Consider the following 16,162-nt stretch of genomic DNA (forward strand, 5'->3'; position numbering starts at 1 on the left):
GCTAACCCTTAAGTTGGGACGCTCAGGACAGCGTCTTGGCCTTTTCGAAGGCTTCGTCGATCGAACCGACCATGTAGAAGGCCTGTTCGGGCAGGTGGTCGCACTCGCCGTTGACGATCATCTTGAAGCCGCGGATGGTTTCCTTCAGCGGGACGATCTTGCCCGGCGAGCCGGTGAAGACTTCGGCCACGTTGAACGGCTGCGACAGGAAGCGCTGGATCTTCCGGGCGCGGGCCACGGCCTGCTTGTCTTCGGGCGAGAGTTCGTCCATGCCCAGGATCGCGATGATGTCGCGCAGTTCCTTGTAGCGCTGGAGCGTGACCTGCACGCCGCGGGCGACCGCGTAGTGCTCTTCGCCGACGATCTGCGGATCGAGCTGGCGGCTGGTCGAGTCGAGCGGGTCGACGGCGGGGTAGATACCCAGCGCGGCGATGTCGCGCGACAGAACGACGGTGGCGTCCAGGTGCAGGAAGGTCGTGGCGGGCGACGGGTCGGTCAAGTCATCCGCCGGAACGTAGACGGCCTGGATCGAGGTGATCGAGCCGGTCTTCGTCGAGGTGATGCGCTCTTGCAGCTTGCCCATTTCTTCGGCCAGCGTCGGCTGATAGCCCACGGCAGACGGCATGCGGCCCAGCAGCGCCGACACTTCCGTACCGGCCAGCGTGTAGCGATAGATGTTGTCGACGAAGAACAGGATGTCCTTGCCTTCGTCGCGGAACTTCTCGGCCATCGTCAGGCCGGTCAGCGCCACGCGCAGACGGTTGCCCGGGGGTTCGTTCATCTGACCGAACACCATCGCGACCTTGTCGAGAACCTTCGACTCTTCCATCTCGTGATAGAAGTCGTTGCCCTCGCGAGTCCGCTCGCCCACACCGGCGAACACCGAGAAGCCGCCGTACGACTTCGCGATGTTGTTGATGAGTTCCATCATGTTCACGGTCTTGCCGACACCGGCGCCACCGAACAGACCGACCTTGCCGCCCTTGGCGAACGGGCAGATCAGATCGATAACCTTGATCCCGGTGGGCAGCAGTTCGACCGACGGCGACAGCTCGTCGAACTTGGGCGCCTTCTGGTGAATGGCGCGCACTTCGCCGCCCGGGATGGGGCCGGCCTGGTCGATCGGGCGACCCAGCACGTCCATGATCCGGCCGAGCGTGCCCGTGCCGACCGGCACGGTGATGCCGGCGCCGGTGGCGGCGACCTTCATGCCGCGCTGCAGGCCGTCAGACGAGCCGAGCGCGATGGTGCGGACGACGCCGTCACCCAATTGTTGTTGAACCTCGAAGGTCAGGCCCGGCTCGGCGAACTTGGAATCGTTCGCTTCGAGCGTCAGCGCTTCGTACACCTTCGGCATTGCATCACGCGGGAACTGGATGTCCACAACCGCGCCGATGCACTGGACGATCTGGCCCGTAGCCAATACAGCACTCATCGTCTTTCCTTTCCTTGGAATATTGAATCCGGTCCCGATCAGCCGATCGCAGCAGCGCCGCCGACAATTTCGGAGAGTTCTTTCGTGATCGCAGCCTGACGCGCCTTGTTGTAGGTGAGCTGGAGCTCGCCGATCACACTCTTCGCGTTGTCCGAGGCAGCCTTCATCGCGACCATGCGCGCCGATTGCTCGGACGCCATGTTCTCGGCCACGGCCTGATACACCAGCGCTTCGAGGTAGCGCACAAGCAATTCATCGACGACCGACTTGGCATCGGGTTCGTAGATGTAGTCCCAGCCGTAGGCAGCCTTTTCGGCTTCCGTCTGCGCGAACTTGTCCGACGTGAGCGGCAGCAGCTGCTCGATCACCGGCTCCTGCTTCATCGTGTTGATGAACTTCGTGTAGCAGAGGTAGACCGCGTCGATCTCGCCGCGCTCGTAGGCGTCGAGCTGGACCTTGATCGGACCGATCAGCTTTTCGAGGTGGGGCGTGTCGCCGAGCTGGGTCAGCTGCGACACGACCTTGCCGCCGACCCGGTTCAGGAAGCCCAGGCCCTTGTTGCCGATGGCCGTGAGCTGCACCTTGACGCCGGCCGCGTCGAACTCGCGCAGCTTGGCCAGGGTGATGCGCAGCACATTGGTGTTCAGGCCACCGCACAGGCCCTTGTCGGTCGTGACCACGATCACGCCCGCATTGCGGACGGTCTCGCGACGCACGAGGAAGGGATGCCTGTACTCGGGATTGGCCTCGCTCAGGTGCGCGGCGATGTTGCGCACCTTGTCCGCGTAGGGGCGGGCCGCACGCATGCGTTCCTGCGCCTTGCGCATCTTGGACGCGGCGACCATTTCCATCGCCTTGGTGATCTTGCGCGTGTTCTGGACGCTCTTGATCTTGGTACGGATTTCTTTGGAGCCCGCCATATCGAATCCCCGGGAGTGGCTTACACAATCAGTCGGTGCCGACCGCGCTGGTGCACGGCCGACGCTTCACGCGCTGATCAGTAGGCGCCGGTCTTCTTGAAATCCTTGACGGCCTCGTGCAGCGCCTTTTCGGAATCTGCGTCGAGGTTGTTCTTGGCTTCGACGGTCGACACCAACGCGGCGTACTTGCTCTTCACGAATTCGCGAAGCGCCTTTTCGGCATCGAGCGCCTTCTTGACTTCGATGTCGTCAAAGTAGCCGTTGTTCACGGCGAACAGCGTCAGCGCCTGTTCCCACACCTGCAGCGGCTGGTACTGGGCCTGCTTCATCAGTTCCATGACGATGCGGCCGCGTTCGAGCTGCTTGCGGGTCACGTCGTCGAGGTCCGAAGCGAACTGGGCGAAGGCCGCGAGTTCACGGTACTGGGCCAGGGCCAGACGCACGCCGGCGCCGGTGTCCTTGCGCTTCATGATCTTGGTCTGGGCCGCACCACCGACGCGCGACACCGAGATACCCGCGTTGATGGCGGGACGGATGCCGGCGTTGAACAGGTCGGTTTCCAGGAAGATCTGGCCGTCGGTGATCGAGATGACGTTCGTCGGAACGAAGGCCGACACGTCGCCGGCTTGCGTTTCGATGATCGGCAGCGCGGTCAGCGAACCGGTCTTGCCCTTGACGGCGCCGTTGGTGAACTTCTCGACATAGTCGGCGTTCACGCGGGCAGCGCGTTCGAGCAGGCGGCTGTGCAGATAGAACACGTCGCCGGGATAGGCTTCGCGGCCCGGCGGGCGGCGCAGCAGCAGCGACACTTGACGATAGGCCCAGGCTTGCTTGGTCAGGTCGTCATAGACGATCAGCGCGTCTTCGCCGCGATCGCGGAAGTACTCGCCCATCGTGCAGCCCGAGTAGGCGGCCAGATATTGCAGCGCGGCCGATTCCGACGCCGTGGCAGCCACGACGATGGTGTAGGCGATGGCGCCGGTTTCTTCGAGCTTGCGCACCACGTTCGCGACGGTCGAGGCCTTCTGGCCGATCGCCACGTACACGCAGAAGATGCCCTTGCCCTTCTGGTTGATGATCGTGTCGACAGCCACGGCGGTCTTGCCGGTCTGGCGGTCGCCGATGATCAGTTCGCGCTGGCCGCGTCCGACGGGAACCATCGAATCGATGGCCTTCAGGCCGGTCTGCACCGGCTGGTCGACCGACTGACGCTCGATGACGCCCGGCGCGACCTTTTCGATCACGTCGGTGAGCTTCGCATTCAGCGGGCCCTTGCCGTCGATCGGCTGACCGAGCGGGTTCACCACGCGGCCGAGCAGTTCGGGGCCGACGGGCACTTCCAGGATGCGGCCCGTGCACTTGACGGTGTCGCCTTCCTTGATGTGCTCGTAGTCGCCCAGAATCACCGCGCCCACCGAGTCGCGCTCGAGGTTCAGCGCGAGGCCGAACGAGCCGCCGGGAAACTCGAGCATTTCGCCCTGCATGACATCGGACAGGCCGTGCACGCGCACGATACCGTCGGTCACCGAGACGACCGTGCCTTGGTTCTTGATTTCCGCCGAAGCGTCAAGGCCCTGGATCCGGCTCTTGATCAGTTCGCTGATTTCGGAAGGATTGAGTTGCATCGTCACTCTCCGTATTTGAATCCTGGGGCTGGCGCCGGGTGGCTCAGGCCGTCAGCGAGGTGCGCATCTGTTCGAGGCGCGTCTTCACGCTGGTGTCGAGCACTTCGTCGCCGACCGCGACGCGCACGCCGCCGATCAGCGACGGATCGACCGTCACCTTGGCGCGCAGCTTGATCGCGAACTTGCGTTCGAGCGCGGCAACCAATTCGGCCACCTGGGCGTCATCGAGCGCAAAGGCGCTCGTGATGTCCGCGTCGGCGATGCCTTCATGGGCGTTCTTGAGAAAGGCGAACTGACGCGCGATCTCGGGCAGCAGTGCGAGCCGACCGTTCTCGATCAACGTGCGCAGCAGGCCCACGGCATTGCCCGGCAGCGAACCGCCAAGCACACCGCTGAAGAGGTCGAACAGCTGGGTGTCGGTCGTGTGCGGATCACCGACGATCGCGACGACCTGGGGGTCGGCAGCGATGAGCGCCAGTTGGCTCACGGTGTCAGCCCACTCTTGCAGGTTGCCCTGCTTCGCGACCTGGAACAGCGCCTCGGCATAAGGCCGGGCGATCGTCGAGATTTCCGCCATGGATCGATCCTGAACGAACGGTTGGACGGAAATCCGTCAGAGCTGGGCCTTGAGCTGCGACAGCAGATCGGCGTGTGCCTGGGCGTTGATTTCCTTGCGGAGAATCTGCTCGGCACCGGCGACGGCCAGCGCGGCAACCTGATCGCGCAGGGCAGTCTTGGCGCGATTGGCTTCTTGTTCGATCTCGGCCTTGGCGGCAGCGAAGAGGCGTTCACCTTCGGCCTTGGCTTGCGCCTTGGCTTCGTCGATCAGCGCTTGGGCGCGCTTTTCGGTCTGGGCGACGATCTCGGCAGCGCGCTGACGGGCTTCGGCTTCGAGCTTGCCAATGGTGACTTGAGCTTCCTTGAGACTTTCCTTGCCCTTGTCGGCGGCAGAGAGTCCTTCGGCGATCTTGGCACGGCGTTCGTCGAGCGCCTTGATAAGGGGCGGCCAGACGAAGGTCATCGTGAACCAGGCCAAGGCGAAGAACACCAGGCACTGGATGATGAGGGTCGAATTCAGATTCACGGTATTCCTCGCGGCGTCGACGGCCCCGCGCATCTGGCGCGGCCGCAATCCAAACTGAAACAGTGGCTGGCGGACCTATATCGGTGGCCCGCAAGCCTCTCGTTTTTCGCTCTGGATTAGCCCTGGAACGGGTTGGCGAACGCGAACATCATCGCGATACCGACACCGATCAGGAAGGCGGCGTCGATCAGGCCGGCCAGCAGGAACATCTTGGTTTGCAGCGTGTTCATCAGCTCGGGCTGGCGAGCAGCGGCTTCGAGGTACTTGCCACCCATGAGGGCGATACCGATACAGGCGCCGATGGCACCCAGACCGATGATCAGACCGCAAGCGAGAGCGACGAGAGCGACGTTGGTCATGATGACTCCTTGGTGGGAAAGTTGGGATTTGTGGAAACGAGATTGGAAAGCGGCCGATCGTGGAATCAGTGCCCTTCGTGCGCCTGGCCGATGTACACCAGCGTCAGCATCATGAAGATGAACCCCTGCAGCACCACGATCAGGATGTGGAAGATCGCCCAGATCAGGCCTGCAACGAAGTGCATGCCCCAGAGCGCAGGAATGTTGGTCGCGCCCATCAGAGCAATCAGCATGAACACGAGCTCACCGGCGTACATGTTCCCGAACAGCCGCATGCCGAGCGAGACCGTCTTGGCGGCGTACTCGATGAGGTTGAGTAGGAAATTGGCGGGAGCGAGCGCGATGCCGAAGGGGGCGGCGAAGAGTTCGTGGATGAAGCCGCCCGCGCCCTTGATCTTGATGCCGTAGTACAGCATCAGGATGAGGATGCCGAGAGAAAGGCCGATGGTGCCGTTCAAATCGGCCGACGGCACGATGCGGTGATAGTGGATGCTGTGTTCGAGGCCAAGCCATTCGATGACGCGGCCCGGCAGATCGACGGGCAGGAAGTCGAGCGAGTTCATCAGCACGACCCACACGAAGACGGTGAGGGCCAACGGTGCGATGAAGCTGCGATCACCATGCACGATCGACTTGGCTTGCTCGTCGACCATCTCGACCATCATTTCCACGAACGCCTGAAAGCGTCCGGGAACGCCTGCGGTGGCCTTGTTGGCGGCCAGAAACAGGATGGTGATGGCCGCGAGGCCGGTGACGATGCCCCAGAAGACCGTGTCGAGATTGATGACCGACATGTCGACGATGAAGCCCTGATGCTTCGACGACAGATGGGTCAGGTGGTGGACGATGTATTCGGATGCTGTCGGAGCGTGCTGTTCGGCGGCCATTCGCTACTTCCTGATCAACAAGACGACAAAGACGCTTTGCAGCGCCGCGATCATGCCGGCGATATAGGCCGGCCACGACAAATCCCGAATCCCTTTCGCGACGGCGAACAGCAAGACGATCGTGAGCAAGACCTTCACGAACTCGCCGATGAGAAAGCTGGCCGGATTGGCACCGCCAGGACGACGAACCGCGAGTGCAAGCCGCAACGCGAAAAGCGCATTGGGCAACACGCAAGCAAGCCCCGCGAGCCCGGCCGAGATCAGCGCGCGCACGCCGCCGATCGCTCCAGAGCAAAGCGCGACACCCAGGGTCACGGCCAACTGCGCGAGAACGATCTTCAGAGGCAATTCATCGAATCCTTGCGGCGCCTGCGCACCGTCTGTGCGGTGCTGATGGGCCCGCTTCCTGATCGGCCGCAGGACAAACGCGTCCGCTTGTGGCGGGAGAGCGCGTTCGGCTGCTCGTGAGTGTCGGCCCTGGCGATCCTCGGGGAACTACTCCCGGAAAAGCACTGATTGCCGTACAGAGAAGGGCGATTCAGAAAACCGGCTGATTTTACGTTTATCAACAATTCGGCGTCAAACCGGTGCGGAACCTTTGTTGGCATTTGTGCATGCAAGCATCGTTGCGGTGCAGCAAAGACAAAAAACGCGTTTTGTCAGTCGGATGAAAGCAAAACGCGGGCGATTCTGCCCCATTCCCGGCGTTCACGTACGGTTTATTCGGGCCGCAAACCGAAACCGGCTGCTTCCAGCGCGCGCCGCAATTCGGCCACATGGGCCGCGTCACGCGTGCGCAGCACGAGCTCGACCTCGGCGGTCTGGGCCGGCAGCGCCGAAAAAATCCGGCGATGCTCGATCTGCTCGATGTTGGCGCCGAGTTCGGCGACCCGCCGGGCCACGGTCGCCAGTCCGCCCGGCACATCGCGCACCGCCACGACGATGCGCGCGAGCCGTCCGGAGCGAGCCAGTCCGCGTTCGATGAGGTCCGCAAGCAGACGCGGATCGATGTTGCCGCCGCACAGCACCAGCCCCACGCGCCGACCGGCAAAGCGCTCCCGGTGCCGCAGCAGGCAGGCGAGCCCGACCGCGCCTGCGCCTTCGACCACCGTCTTCTCGATCTCCAGCAGCATGACGATGGCCTGCTCGATGTCGCCCTCGTCGACCAGCAGCACATCCCGCACATGGCGCGCAACCAGTTCACGCGTGATGACGCCCGGCGACTTGACCGCAATGCCGTCGGCGATGCTGGCGTCGCCATAGGTCGCGGACTGGCCATGGCGCAGGGCCCACATCGACGGGAAGCGCGCCGCCTGCACGCCGAACACTTCGATGGCCGGATTCAGCGCCCTGGCCACGCCGGCCATGCCGCCGATGAGCCCGCCGCCGCCGATCGGCACGACCAGCGTGTCGAGCGCCGGCACGGCGTCGAGCATTTCGAGCGCGATCGTGCCCTGCCCTGCGATCACCGCCGCATCGTCATAGGGATGGACAAACACCAGCCCGCGCTCGGCGGCGATGGCATTCGCGGTGTCGCGCGCGGCGTCGAAGTTCTCGCCGGCCAGCACCACTTCGGCGCCGAATTCGCGCGTGCCGTCCACCTTCACCTGCGGCGCGTAGACGGGCATGACGATGGTCGCCGGGATGCCGAGCCGCTGCGCGTGATACGCCACGCCCTGCGCATGATTGCCGGCCGAAGCCGCGATCACGCCGCGCGCGCGCTCCTCGCCAGTGAGCGACGCCAGCTTGACCAGCGCGCCGCGCTCCTTGAACGCGCCGGTGAATTGCAGATTCTCGAACTTGAGCCAGACCTCGGCGCCGACGATGCGCGACAGCGTGCGCGAGTGCAGGCAGGGCGTGCGCACGATCTGGCCGTCGAGCAGCGCGGCGGCGGCACGCACCACATCGAGGCCGACTGCTGCGACATCAGGCGCGCTCATGGTCAGCGCTCGACGCGCAGCCCTTCGATGATGCCGTCGAGCTGTTCGTAGCTCGCAAAGTCGATGACCAGCTTGCCCGCGCCCTTCTGCCCGACACGGATCTCGACCTTGGTCGCGAGCGCATCCGACAGCTCTTCCTCCAGCCGCACCAGATCGCGGTTGCGCGCCTGGGCCTTGGCATTCGCCTTCGGGTCGTCCGCCTGCTGGCTGCGGGTCACGAGCTTTTCGGTGTCACGCACGCTCAGGCGCCGCGCCGTCACCTCGTTGGCGAGCTGGATCTGCGTCGCCGCATCGACCGCCAGCAGTGCGCGCGCATGGCCCATTTCCATGTCGCCGGCGAGCAGCATCTGCTGCACCGGCTTGGCCAGATTAAGCAGCCGCAGCAGGTTGGACGTGGCACTGCGCGAGCGGCCGATGGCCTTGGCCGCCTCCTCATGCGTGAGGCCGAATTCGCGGATCAGCCGCTCGACGCCCTGCGCTTCTTCGAGCGGATTGAGGTCCTCGCGCTGGATGTTCTCGATCAGCGCCATCGCGGCGGCCGACTCGTCGGGCACGTCCTTGAGCAGCACGGGCACCTTGTCGAGCCCGGCCAGCCGCGCGGCGCGCGCGCGCCGTTCGCCGGCGATGATCTCGTAGCGCCCTGCCCCGACGGCGCGCACCAGGATCGGCTGCATCAGCCCTTGCGCGCGAATGCTGTCGGCCAGCTCCAGCAGCGCGCCCTCGTCCATGCGGGTGCGCGGCTGGTACTTGCCGGGCTGGAGCAGGTCGAGCGCGAGCTCGCCGGGCTGATCGGTGGCTGCGTTGTCGCCGAGGCCATCGCTTGCGCCCGGTCCGAGCAGCGCTTCGAGGCCGCGGCCCAGTCCCTTGAGTTTCTTGGTCGCCATGTGGATGCGTGTGGGGTGGATCAGTCGTCGCGGGCCGAGGCCCAGGCGGCGAAGAGTGCCCAGCCTTCGGGCCAGTCGCCGAGCGCGCTGTCGGCATTGATGTGGCCGAGATTGCCGACGCTCGCAAACTCCGCGCCCCAGCGCGTCGCCAGCATGCCGGCGCGCATGAAGCCGCAGTAGGGGTCGTCGGTCGATGCCACGACCAGCGCGCGAAACGGCAGCGATCCGGCCGGCAGCGGCGCGAAGCCGCGCACTGCGTCGGGCGCGCTCGGGCGCTCGACATCGGGCGGCGCCACCAGAAAGGCGCCGGCCGCACGGCCCAGGAACTGTCCGCGCTGCGCCGCCCAGTGCGCCACCAGCGCGCAGCCCAGGCTGTGCGCGATCAGCATCGCCGGCGTGTCGTCCTCGGCCAACGCGCTGTCGAGCGCGGCGGCCCAGGCATCGGGATCGGGCGCATTCCAATCCGCCTGCTCGACGCGATCCGCGCCGTGCGAGTGTTCCCAGGCGGTCTGCCAGTGGGACGGACCCGAGCCCTGCCAGCCAGGCAGGGTGAGCAGGCGCAGCGGCATGGATGGCTCCGGTTCAGAGCGCCTTCACGCGCTCGACGAGTTCGGCGCCGAAGGCCACATAGGCCTGGGCACCCTTGCTGGCGCGGTCGAAGCAGACGCCGGGCAGGCCATAGCTTGGCGCCTCGGCGAGCCGCACGTTGCGCGGAATGATGGTGTTGAACACCTTGTCGCCAAAGTGCTGAACCAGCTGCTCGCTCACGTTCTGCTGGAGCGTCATGCGCGGATCGAACATCACCCGCAGCAGGCCGATGATCTTGAGCTGCGGGTTGAGATTGCGGTGCACGGCCTTGATCGAGTTGACCAGATCGCTCAGCCCTTCGAGCGCGAAGTACTCGCATTGCATCGGCACCACCACGCCGTCGGCGGCGCACAGGCCGTTGAGCGTGAGCAGCGACAGCGACGGCGGGCAGTCGACCAGGATGAAGTCGTAATCGCCCTGCACCGGCGCCAGCAGCGTCTTGAGGCGCGATTCGCGCGCGTCGAGACCGACCAGTTCCACCTCGGCGCCGGCGAGGTCGCGGTTGGCCGGCAGCACGTCATAGCCGCCGGCCTCGCTGCGCACGCGCACGCCGGCCACGTCGGCGCTGCCGATCAGCGCCTGGTACACGGTGGCGCCGAGCGCCGACTTGTCGATGCCCGAGCCCATCGTGGCATTGCCCTGAGGATCGAGATCGACGAGCAGCACGCGCTGGCCGAGCGCCGCGAGCCCGGCGGCAAGGTTGACGCTGGTCGTCGTCTTGCCGACGCCGCCCTTCTGATTGGCAATGCAAAAAGTCTTGGCCATGGGGTGTTGCGGGAGGAAAAACGGGGCCGGAAGACGGCGGGATGGGTGATGCGCAGGGTCGGCAATGGTACTCAAGCGCGCTGCACTGCGTCATGACCGGCTGGCGGCGCAAGCCAGACCAGATGCCGTTCAGCGGTGAGTTCGGGCACTTCGAGGCGTTGAGTGCCGAGATGGCGCAGCCCGGCGGGCAGTTCGGCCAGCTCGGCTTGCGGGTCGATGCCCTTCATCGCGGCCCATTCGCCTTGCGGTCCGAGCAGCGCGGCAGTGAGGCTCACGAAGTCGAGCAGCGAGGCGAAGGCGCGCGAGACGACGACGCGCGCCGGCGCGAGGTCGCGCCCCGGCAGCAGCGCCTCGACGCGCGCGTGATGCGCATGCAGGTTGGCGAGGCCGAGCGCGCCCTTGGCCTGGGTCACGAACGCGGCCTTCTTGCCCACCGCATCGACCGTGTGCACGACGACGCGCGGCAGGCAGATGGCGAGCACCACGCCCGGCAGGCCGCCGCCCGAGCCCACGTCGACCACGGTGTCGCCGTCGGCAAGGCGAGCGGCGAGCGGCGGCACGACGGCGAGGCAGTCGAACAGATGCAGCACGAGTTGCTCGGCCGGATCGCGCACGGCGGTGAGGTTGTAGGCGCCGTTCCAGCGCGACAGCAGCGCGAGGTAGTCGAGCAGCGCGGCTACCTGCGCCGGCGCGAGCGTGAGGCCGAGCGCTAGGGCGGCGGCGTCGAGGCGGCGCTCGAAGTCGGGGCGCAGGCTGTCGAAATCGGCGCTGCGCGGCTTGGCCTTGCGCGAGGTCTGGCCGGCCATCACGCGACGCTGCGGCGCGGCGCGCTCTTCTTGAGATGGACCAGCAGCAGCGAAATCGCCGCCGGCGTCACGCCCGAAATGCGCGATGCCTGACCGATGGTCTCGGGCCGGTGGCGCGCGAGCTTCTGGCGGATTTCGATCGACAGGCCGGGCACCGCTGCGTAGTCGAGTTCGGCCGGCAGACGCGTGTTCTCGTTCGAGGCGTTGCGCGCGACTTCGTCGGCCTGGCGGTCGATGTAGCCGGCGTACTTGATCGCGATTTCCACCTGCTCGCGCATCTGGCGGTCGGCTTCGAGCGCGCTGCTGCCGGGCTGGCCGGGCGCGAAGACCGGCGCATCGGCTTGTGCGGCGGGCAGCGTCATGAGCGCGGCGTAGCTGACGTTGGGGCGGCGCAGCAGATCGGCCAGCCGGTATTCGCGCTCAATCGGCGTGCCGAGGATGTCGGCGATCTGCGCGGCTTCGGCCATGCGTGGATTTACCCAGATCGACTTCAGCCGTTCGGTTTCACGTGAAACAGCGTCGCGCTTGCGATTGAAGGCGTCCCAGCGCGCATCGTCGACGCAGCCGAGCTTGCGGCCGATCTCGGTGAGTCGCATGTCGGCGTTGTCCTCGCGCAGGCTCAGGCGGAACTCGGCGCGCGACGTGAACATGCGATAGGGCTCGGTGACGCCGCGCGTGATGAGGTCGTCGGCCATCACGCCCAGATAGGCCTCGCCGCGCCCGGGCGACCACGCTTCCCTGCCCTGCGCCTGCAAGGCCGCATTCACGCCAGCCAGCAGCCCTTGCGCGGCGGCTTCCTCGTAGCCCGTGGTGCCATTGATCTGGCCCGCGAAAAACAGCCCGCCGATGGACCTGGTCTCGAAGCTCGACTTCAACTCGCGCGGATCGAAGTAGTCGTACTCGATCGCATAGCCCGGCCGCAGCAGATGCGCGTTTTCAAGTCCGCGCATCGAGCGCACGAGGTTGAGTTGCACATCGAACGGCAGGCTGGTGCTGATGCCGTTGGGATAGAACTCGTGCGTGGTCAGTCCTTCGGGCTCAAGAAAGATCTGGTGCGATGCCTTGTCGGCAAAGCGGTGGATCTTGTCCTCGATGCTCGGGCAGTAGCGCGGACCCACGCCCTCGATCACGCCGGTGTACATCGGCGAGCGGTCGAGGCCGCCGCGGATGATGTCGTGCGTGCGCTCGTTGGTGTGCGTGATCCAGCACGGCAGCTGCGCCGGATGCTGGCTCGCCGAGCCGAGAAAGCTGAACACCGGCACCGGGTCGAGATCGCCGGGCTGCTCGGTCATCACGCTGAAGTCGATGGTCCGCCCGTCGATGCGCGGCGGCGTGCCGGTCTTGAGCCGGCCCTGCGGCAGCTTGAGTTCCTTGAGCCGCGCCGACAGCGCCACCGACGGCGGATCGCCCGCGCGCCCGCCCGCATGGCTGTTGAGGCCGATGTGAATCTTGCCGTCGAGAAAGGTGCCGGCCGTCAGCACCACCGTGCGGGCGCGAAAGCGGATGCCGCTTTCCGTCACCGCGCCGGCCACCCGATCGCCCTCGACCATCAGGTCGGCCGCCGCCTGCTGGAACAGCATGAGATTGGGCTGGTTCTCGAGTCGGCGCCGGATCGCCGCCTTGTAGAGAATGCGGTCGGCCTGGGCGCGGGTCGCGCGTACCGCCGGTCCCTTGCTGCTGTTGAGAATGCGGAACTGGATGCCGCCCTCGTCGGTGGCCGCCGCCATGGCGCCACCCAGCGCGTCCACTTCCTTCACCAGATGACCCTTGCCAATGCCGCCGATGGACGGATTGCAGCTCATCTGCCCGAGCGTTTCGATGTTGTGCGTAAGCAGCAAGGTGGCGCAGCCCATGCGGGCGGCGGCCAGCGCGGCTTCGGTGCCGGCATGGCCGCCACCGATCACGATCACGTCGAATTCCTTGGGATAGAGCATGGGAGGTCACCTGCGGCAAAACGAAAGTATAGGCGGATCAGTCACTTAGCCCTTGCCAGCGCAAGCCGGCAGGCGGTCTTCGTTTCACGTGGAACAGTGCGGCGGCTTGCCGCGATCTCAGAGATGCAGCAGCGTGACCAGCGCCGACACCGCGCCGAACAACGCCGCCAGCGCCAGCAGAAACAGGAGCACGCCGGTCGTCAGCCCATTGTTGCCACGCGGACGCGCGATATGTCGCACCTGCGGCGGCTCGGACCATGCCGGCCGGCTGCTGCGTCGACGCCCTGCGCCGAGCGATCTGCCAAAGCTGGCTTCGAGCTGCTGGATGCGCTGATCGGCGTCGTGGCGTTCGCTGCGCTCGCGCTGGAGCCGGCGCGCCTGGATGTCGGCGCGGATGCGCGCGCGCGCAATCTGCTCCAGCTCATCGGTCGGCACCCGGCGCACCGGCTCGCTGGCCCCGCCAGCCTTGAACAGTGCCGACAGCGGAATCGCCTCGCCCGCCACCACCGGCGGCGGACTGCCGACCCAGACCGAATCGGCAAAGGCGCGCATGCGCATCGATGTGCCCAGTTCATCGCCCGTGACCACCTGCGACACCGGATCGGCCTCGTTCTGCCGCAGGAAGTCCTGGGCCACCGCGACCGGAATGTTCTCGACCGGCGGCAGCGTGGCATCCGGCTCCAGCAGCAGCTCATAGATCAGCCGCAGATCGACCAGCCGCTGCACCGCGCGCCGCACCCGGTCGGCCGACAGACTTGGCAGCTTGAGGATGAGTCGCTCGACGCTGACCGGCTCGGAAATGACGATCAGCACCAGCCGCTCACTCTGGGTAAGGCGGCCGGACTTGCTGAGGATTTCCTTCGTGCCGTCGGCGGTGCGACCGAAGAGGTGGGCGTCGTCCAAGGATGCGTGAAGTGGTTCCGTAAACCTGCGCATCCTAGGCGCTCACACGGGTTACCGAAACCTTGAACACCGGTTGTCCGAGCAGCGGTGAAGCGGGTTTCTCCGCCGGTAGCCGCCCGTGACGCCCATCACGCTAACGGGCGCTCTTCGAGAGACGGGCTGCCAGCGCATCGGCCTCGCCCACCACGCCGCGCCGGAAAGCGAGCACGCAGATCACGAAGATCAGGCCGGTGACGATCTGCACCGATTCGCCGAGCGAGTTGAACCAGTCCACGCCGGTCAGCGACGCGAGGCCGGTGCCCAGGTCGCCCACCTTGTTCTCCAGCGCCACGATCAGCACCGCGCCGAGGATGGGCCCGACCAGCGTGCCCATGCCGCCCACCAGCGTCATCAGGATCACCGCGCCCGACGTGGTCCACAGCAGGTCGGTGAGCGTGGCAAAGCCGAGCACCGTGGTCTTGATCGCGCCTGCCAGCCCGGCGAGACCTGCTGACAGCACGAAGGCCAGCAGCTTGAAACGATCGACCTCGTAGCCGAGCGAGATGGCGCGCGGCTCGTTCTCGCGGATGGCCTTGAGCACCTGCCCGAACGGCGAATGCACGATGCGATGGATGAACCAGAACGCCGCCGTGAACAGCCCCGCCACCACGTAGTAGAGCTTGATGTCGCTCGCCAGATCGATGCCGAGAAAGCTGCCGCGCGGCACCGATTGCAGTCCGTCCTCCCCGCCCGTGAACGGTGCCTGCAGGAAGATGAAGAACACCATCTGCGCCAGCGCGAGCGTGATCATCGTGAAGTAGATGCCGCTGCGCCGGATCGCCAGCGTGCCGAACACGAAGCCCAGCGCCGCCCCGGCCAGCGCGCCGAAGGCCAGCCCCACCGGCGCCGGAAAGCCCCACACCTTCATCGAATAGCCGGCCGCATAAGCCGCCGCGCCGAAGAAGGCTGCATGCCCGAACGACAGCAGCCCGGTGAAGCCGATCAGCAGATTGAACGCGCAGGCGAACAGCGCAAAGCACAGCGCCTTCATCACGAACACCGGATACACGCCCAGCACCGGCATCAGCGCGATGAGCGCAAACAGCGTGAAGTAGCCAACGAACCTGGTCTGCGAGCCCATCTCAACGCTCCTTGCCGAACAGCCCGGCCGGCCGCAGCAGCAGCACGATGGCCATGATCACGAACACGACCGTGTTGGCCGCCTCGGGATAGAAAACCTTGGTGAAGCCCTCGATCACGCCAAGCCCGAGACCGGTGAGGATCGAGCCCAGGATCGAGCCCATCCCGCCGATCACCACCACCGCGAACACCGCCACGATCAGGTTGCCGCCCATCAGCGGCGACACCTGCAACACCGGCGCCGCCAGCACGCCGGCAAACGCCGCCAGCGCGACGCCAAAGCCATAGGTGAGCGTGATCATCAGCGGCACGTTCACGCCGAAGGCCTGCACCAGCCGCGCGTTCTCGGTGCCGGCGCGCAGCGTGGCGCCGAGGCTGGTCTTCTCGATGATGGCCCAGGTGGCGATGCAGACCACCACCGACGCCAGCACCACCCAGGCGCGGTAATTGGGCAGGAACATGAAGCCCAGATTGGTCGCGCCACGCAGCGCATCGGGCACCGGATAGGTCTGGCCCGACACGCCGTACACCGAGCGGAACACGCCCTCGACGATGAGCGTGATGCCGAAGGTGAGCAGCAGCCCGTAGAGATGGTCGAGCTTGTAGAGCCAGCGCAGCAGCAGCCGCTCGATCACCATGCCGAAGGCGCCCACCACCAGCGGCGCCAGCACCAGCATCACCCAGTAGTTGAGGTTGAAGTAGGTGAGCCCGATCCACGCCACGAAGGCGCCCATCATGTACAGCGCGCCGTGGGCGAAGTTGATGACGTTGAGCATCCCGAAGATCACGGCCAGCCCGAGCGACAGGATCGCGTAGAACGAACCGTTGACGAGCCCGAGCAGCAATTGCCCGAGCAACGCGGGAAGCGGAACGCCGAAGAGTTCGGTCATGGCGATCTCGTTGCGGAAGAAGG

The 16,162-nt window shown here is 65.9% G+C and carries 17 protein-coding genes; all 17 read right to left on the bottom strand.

Features of this window, described 5'->3' with window-relative positions; translation table 11 throughout:
• Positions 1-22 precede the first annotated feature (22 nt).
• The 17 genes from atpD to B9P64_RS17540 all read right to left on the bottom strand — a co-directional run bounded on the left by atpD (position 23) and on the right by B9P64_RS17540 (position 16,139).
• Entirely contained in the window at positions 23-1,423 is a 1,401-nt protein-coding gene (atpD, locus tag B9P64_RS17460) for a F0F1 ATP synthase subunit beta (protein ID WP_085317283.1), read from the bottom strand.
• Between the two features lie 50 nt (positions 1,424-1,473).
• Positions 1,474-2,355 carry a F0F1 ATP synthase subunit gamma gene (atpG, locus tag B9P64_RS17465; RefSeq protein WP_085317284.1) on the bottom strand — a complete coding sequence of 294 codons (882 nt, stop codon included), beginning with the start codon at positions 2,353-2,355 and terminating at the stop codon, positions 1,474-1,476.
• Between the two features lie 77 nt (positions 2,356-2,432).
• Positions 2,433-3,980, bottom strand: a complete 1,548-nt coding sequence (atpA, locus tag B9P64_RS17470) for a F0F1 ATP synthase subunit alpha (protein WP_085317285.1) — start codon at positions 3,978-3,980, stop codon at positions 2,433-2,435.
• Between the two features lie 43 nt (positions 3,981-4,023).
• Positions 4,024-4,557 (bottom strand): F0F1 ATP synthase subunit delta, encoded by a 534-nt coding sequence (locus B9P64_RS17475; protein ID WP_085317286.1) that lies wholly within the window; start codon positions 4,555-4,557, stop codon positions 4,024-4,026.
• Positions 4,558-4,593: 36 nt separating this feature from the next.
• The gene (locus B9P64_RS17480; RefSeq protein WP_085317423.1) at positions 4,594-5,064 is read right to left on the bottom strand and encodes a F0F1 ATP synthase subunit B; all 471 of its coding nucleotides are present in this window, start codon (positions 5,062-5,064) and stop codon (positions 4,594-4,596) included.
• Between the two features lie 116 nt (positions 5,065-5,180).
• Positions 5,181-5,423, bottom strand: a complete 243-nt coding sequence (atpE, locus tag B9P64_RS17485) for a F0F1 ATP synthase subunit C (RefSeq protein ID WP_085317287.1) — start codon at positions 5,421-5,423, stop codon at positions 5,181-5,183.
• Positions 5,424-5,488: 65 nt separating this feature from the next.
• Positions 5,489-6,310 (bottom strand): F0F1 ATP synthase subunit A, encoded by an 822-nt coding sequence (gene atpB, locus B9P64_RS17490; protein ID WP_085317288.1) that lies wholly within the window; start codon positions 6,308-6,310, stop codon positions 5,489-5,491.
• A gap of 3 nt (positions 6,311-6,313) precedes the next feature.
• A complete protein-coding gene (locus B9P64_RS17495) occupies positions 6,314-6,658 on the bottom strand; it encodes an ATP synthase subunit I (protein WP_235840027.1) in 345 nt (114 codons plus the stop codon).
• A gap of 371 nt (positions 6,659-7,029) precedes the next feature.
• Positions 7,030-8,250: a threonine ammonia-lyase gene (locus B9P64_RS17500; protein WP_085317289.1), complete on the bottom strand. Its 1,221-nt coding sequence runs from the start codon at positions 8,248-8,250 to the stop codon at positions 7,030-7,032.
• A gap of 2 nt (positions 8,251-8,252) precedes the next feature.
• Entirely contained in the window at positions 8,253-9,134 is an 882-nt protein-coding gene (locus tag B9P64_RS17505) for a ParB/RepB/Spo0J family partition protein (protein ID WP_085317290.1), read from the bottom strand.
• Positions 9,135-9,154: 20 nt separating this feature from the next.
• On the bottom strand, positions 9,155-9,703 hold the full coding sequence (locus B9P64_RS17510; protein ID WP_085317291.1) for an RBBP9/YdeN family alpha/beta hydrolase: 549 nt from the start codon (positions 9,701-9,703) through the stop codon (positions 9,155-9,157).
• 13 nt (positions 9,704-9,716) lie between these two features.
• Entirely contained in the window at positions 9,717-10,487 is a 771-nt protein-coding gene (locus tag B9P64_RS17515; RefSeq protein WP_085317292.1) for a ParA family protein, read from the bottom strand.
• A 71-nt stretch (positions 10,488-10,558) separates the two neighbouring features.
• A complete protein-coding gene (rsmG, locus tag B9P64_RS17520) occupies positions 10,559-11,293 on the bottom strand; it encodes a 16S rRNA (guanine(527)-N(7))-methyltransferase RsmG (protein ID WP_085317293.1) in 735 nt (244 codons plus the stop codon).
• A complete protein-coding gene (mnmG, locus tag B9P64_RS17525) occupies positions 11,293-13,227 on the bottom strand; it encodes a tRNA uridine-5-carboxymethylaminomethyl(34) synthesis enzyme MnmG (protein ID WP_085317294.1) in 1,935 nt (644 codons plus the stop codon). Before mnmG ends, rsmG begins: the two co-directional genes overlap by 1 nt.
• Before the next feature lie 117 nt (positions 13,228-13,344).
• On the bottom strand, positions 13,345-14,130 hold the full coding sequence (locus tag B9P64_RS17530; RefSeq protein WP_085317295.1) for a hypothetical protein: 786 nt from the start codon (positions 14,128-14,130) through the stop codon (positions 13,345-13,347).
• A gap of 133 nt (positions 14,131-14,263) precedes the next feature.
• Positions 14,264-15,250, bottom strand: a complete 987-nt coding sequence (locus tag B9P64_RS17535) for a branched-chain amino acid ABC transporter permease (protein WP_085317296.1) — start codon at positions 15,248-15,250, stop codon at positions 14,264-14,266.
• Between the two features lies 1 nt (position 15,251).
• Complete coding sequence (locus B9P64_RS17540) at positions 15,252-16,139, bottom strand: branched-chain amino acid ABC transporter permease (RefSeq protein ID WP_085317297.1); 888 nt, start codon at positions 16,137-16,139, stop codon at positions 15,252-15,254.
• Positions 16,140-16,162 lie beyond the last annotated feature (23 nt).

The sequence above is a fragment of the Derxia lacustris genome, assembly GCF_002105195.1.
Taxonomy (GTDB): domain Bacteria; phylum Pseudomonadota; class Gammaproteobacteria; order Burkholderiales; family Burkholderiaceae_E; genus Derxia; species Derxia lacustris.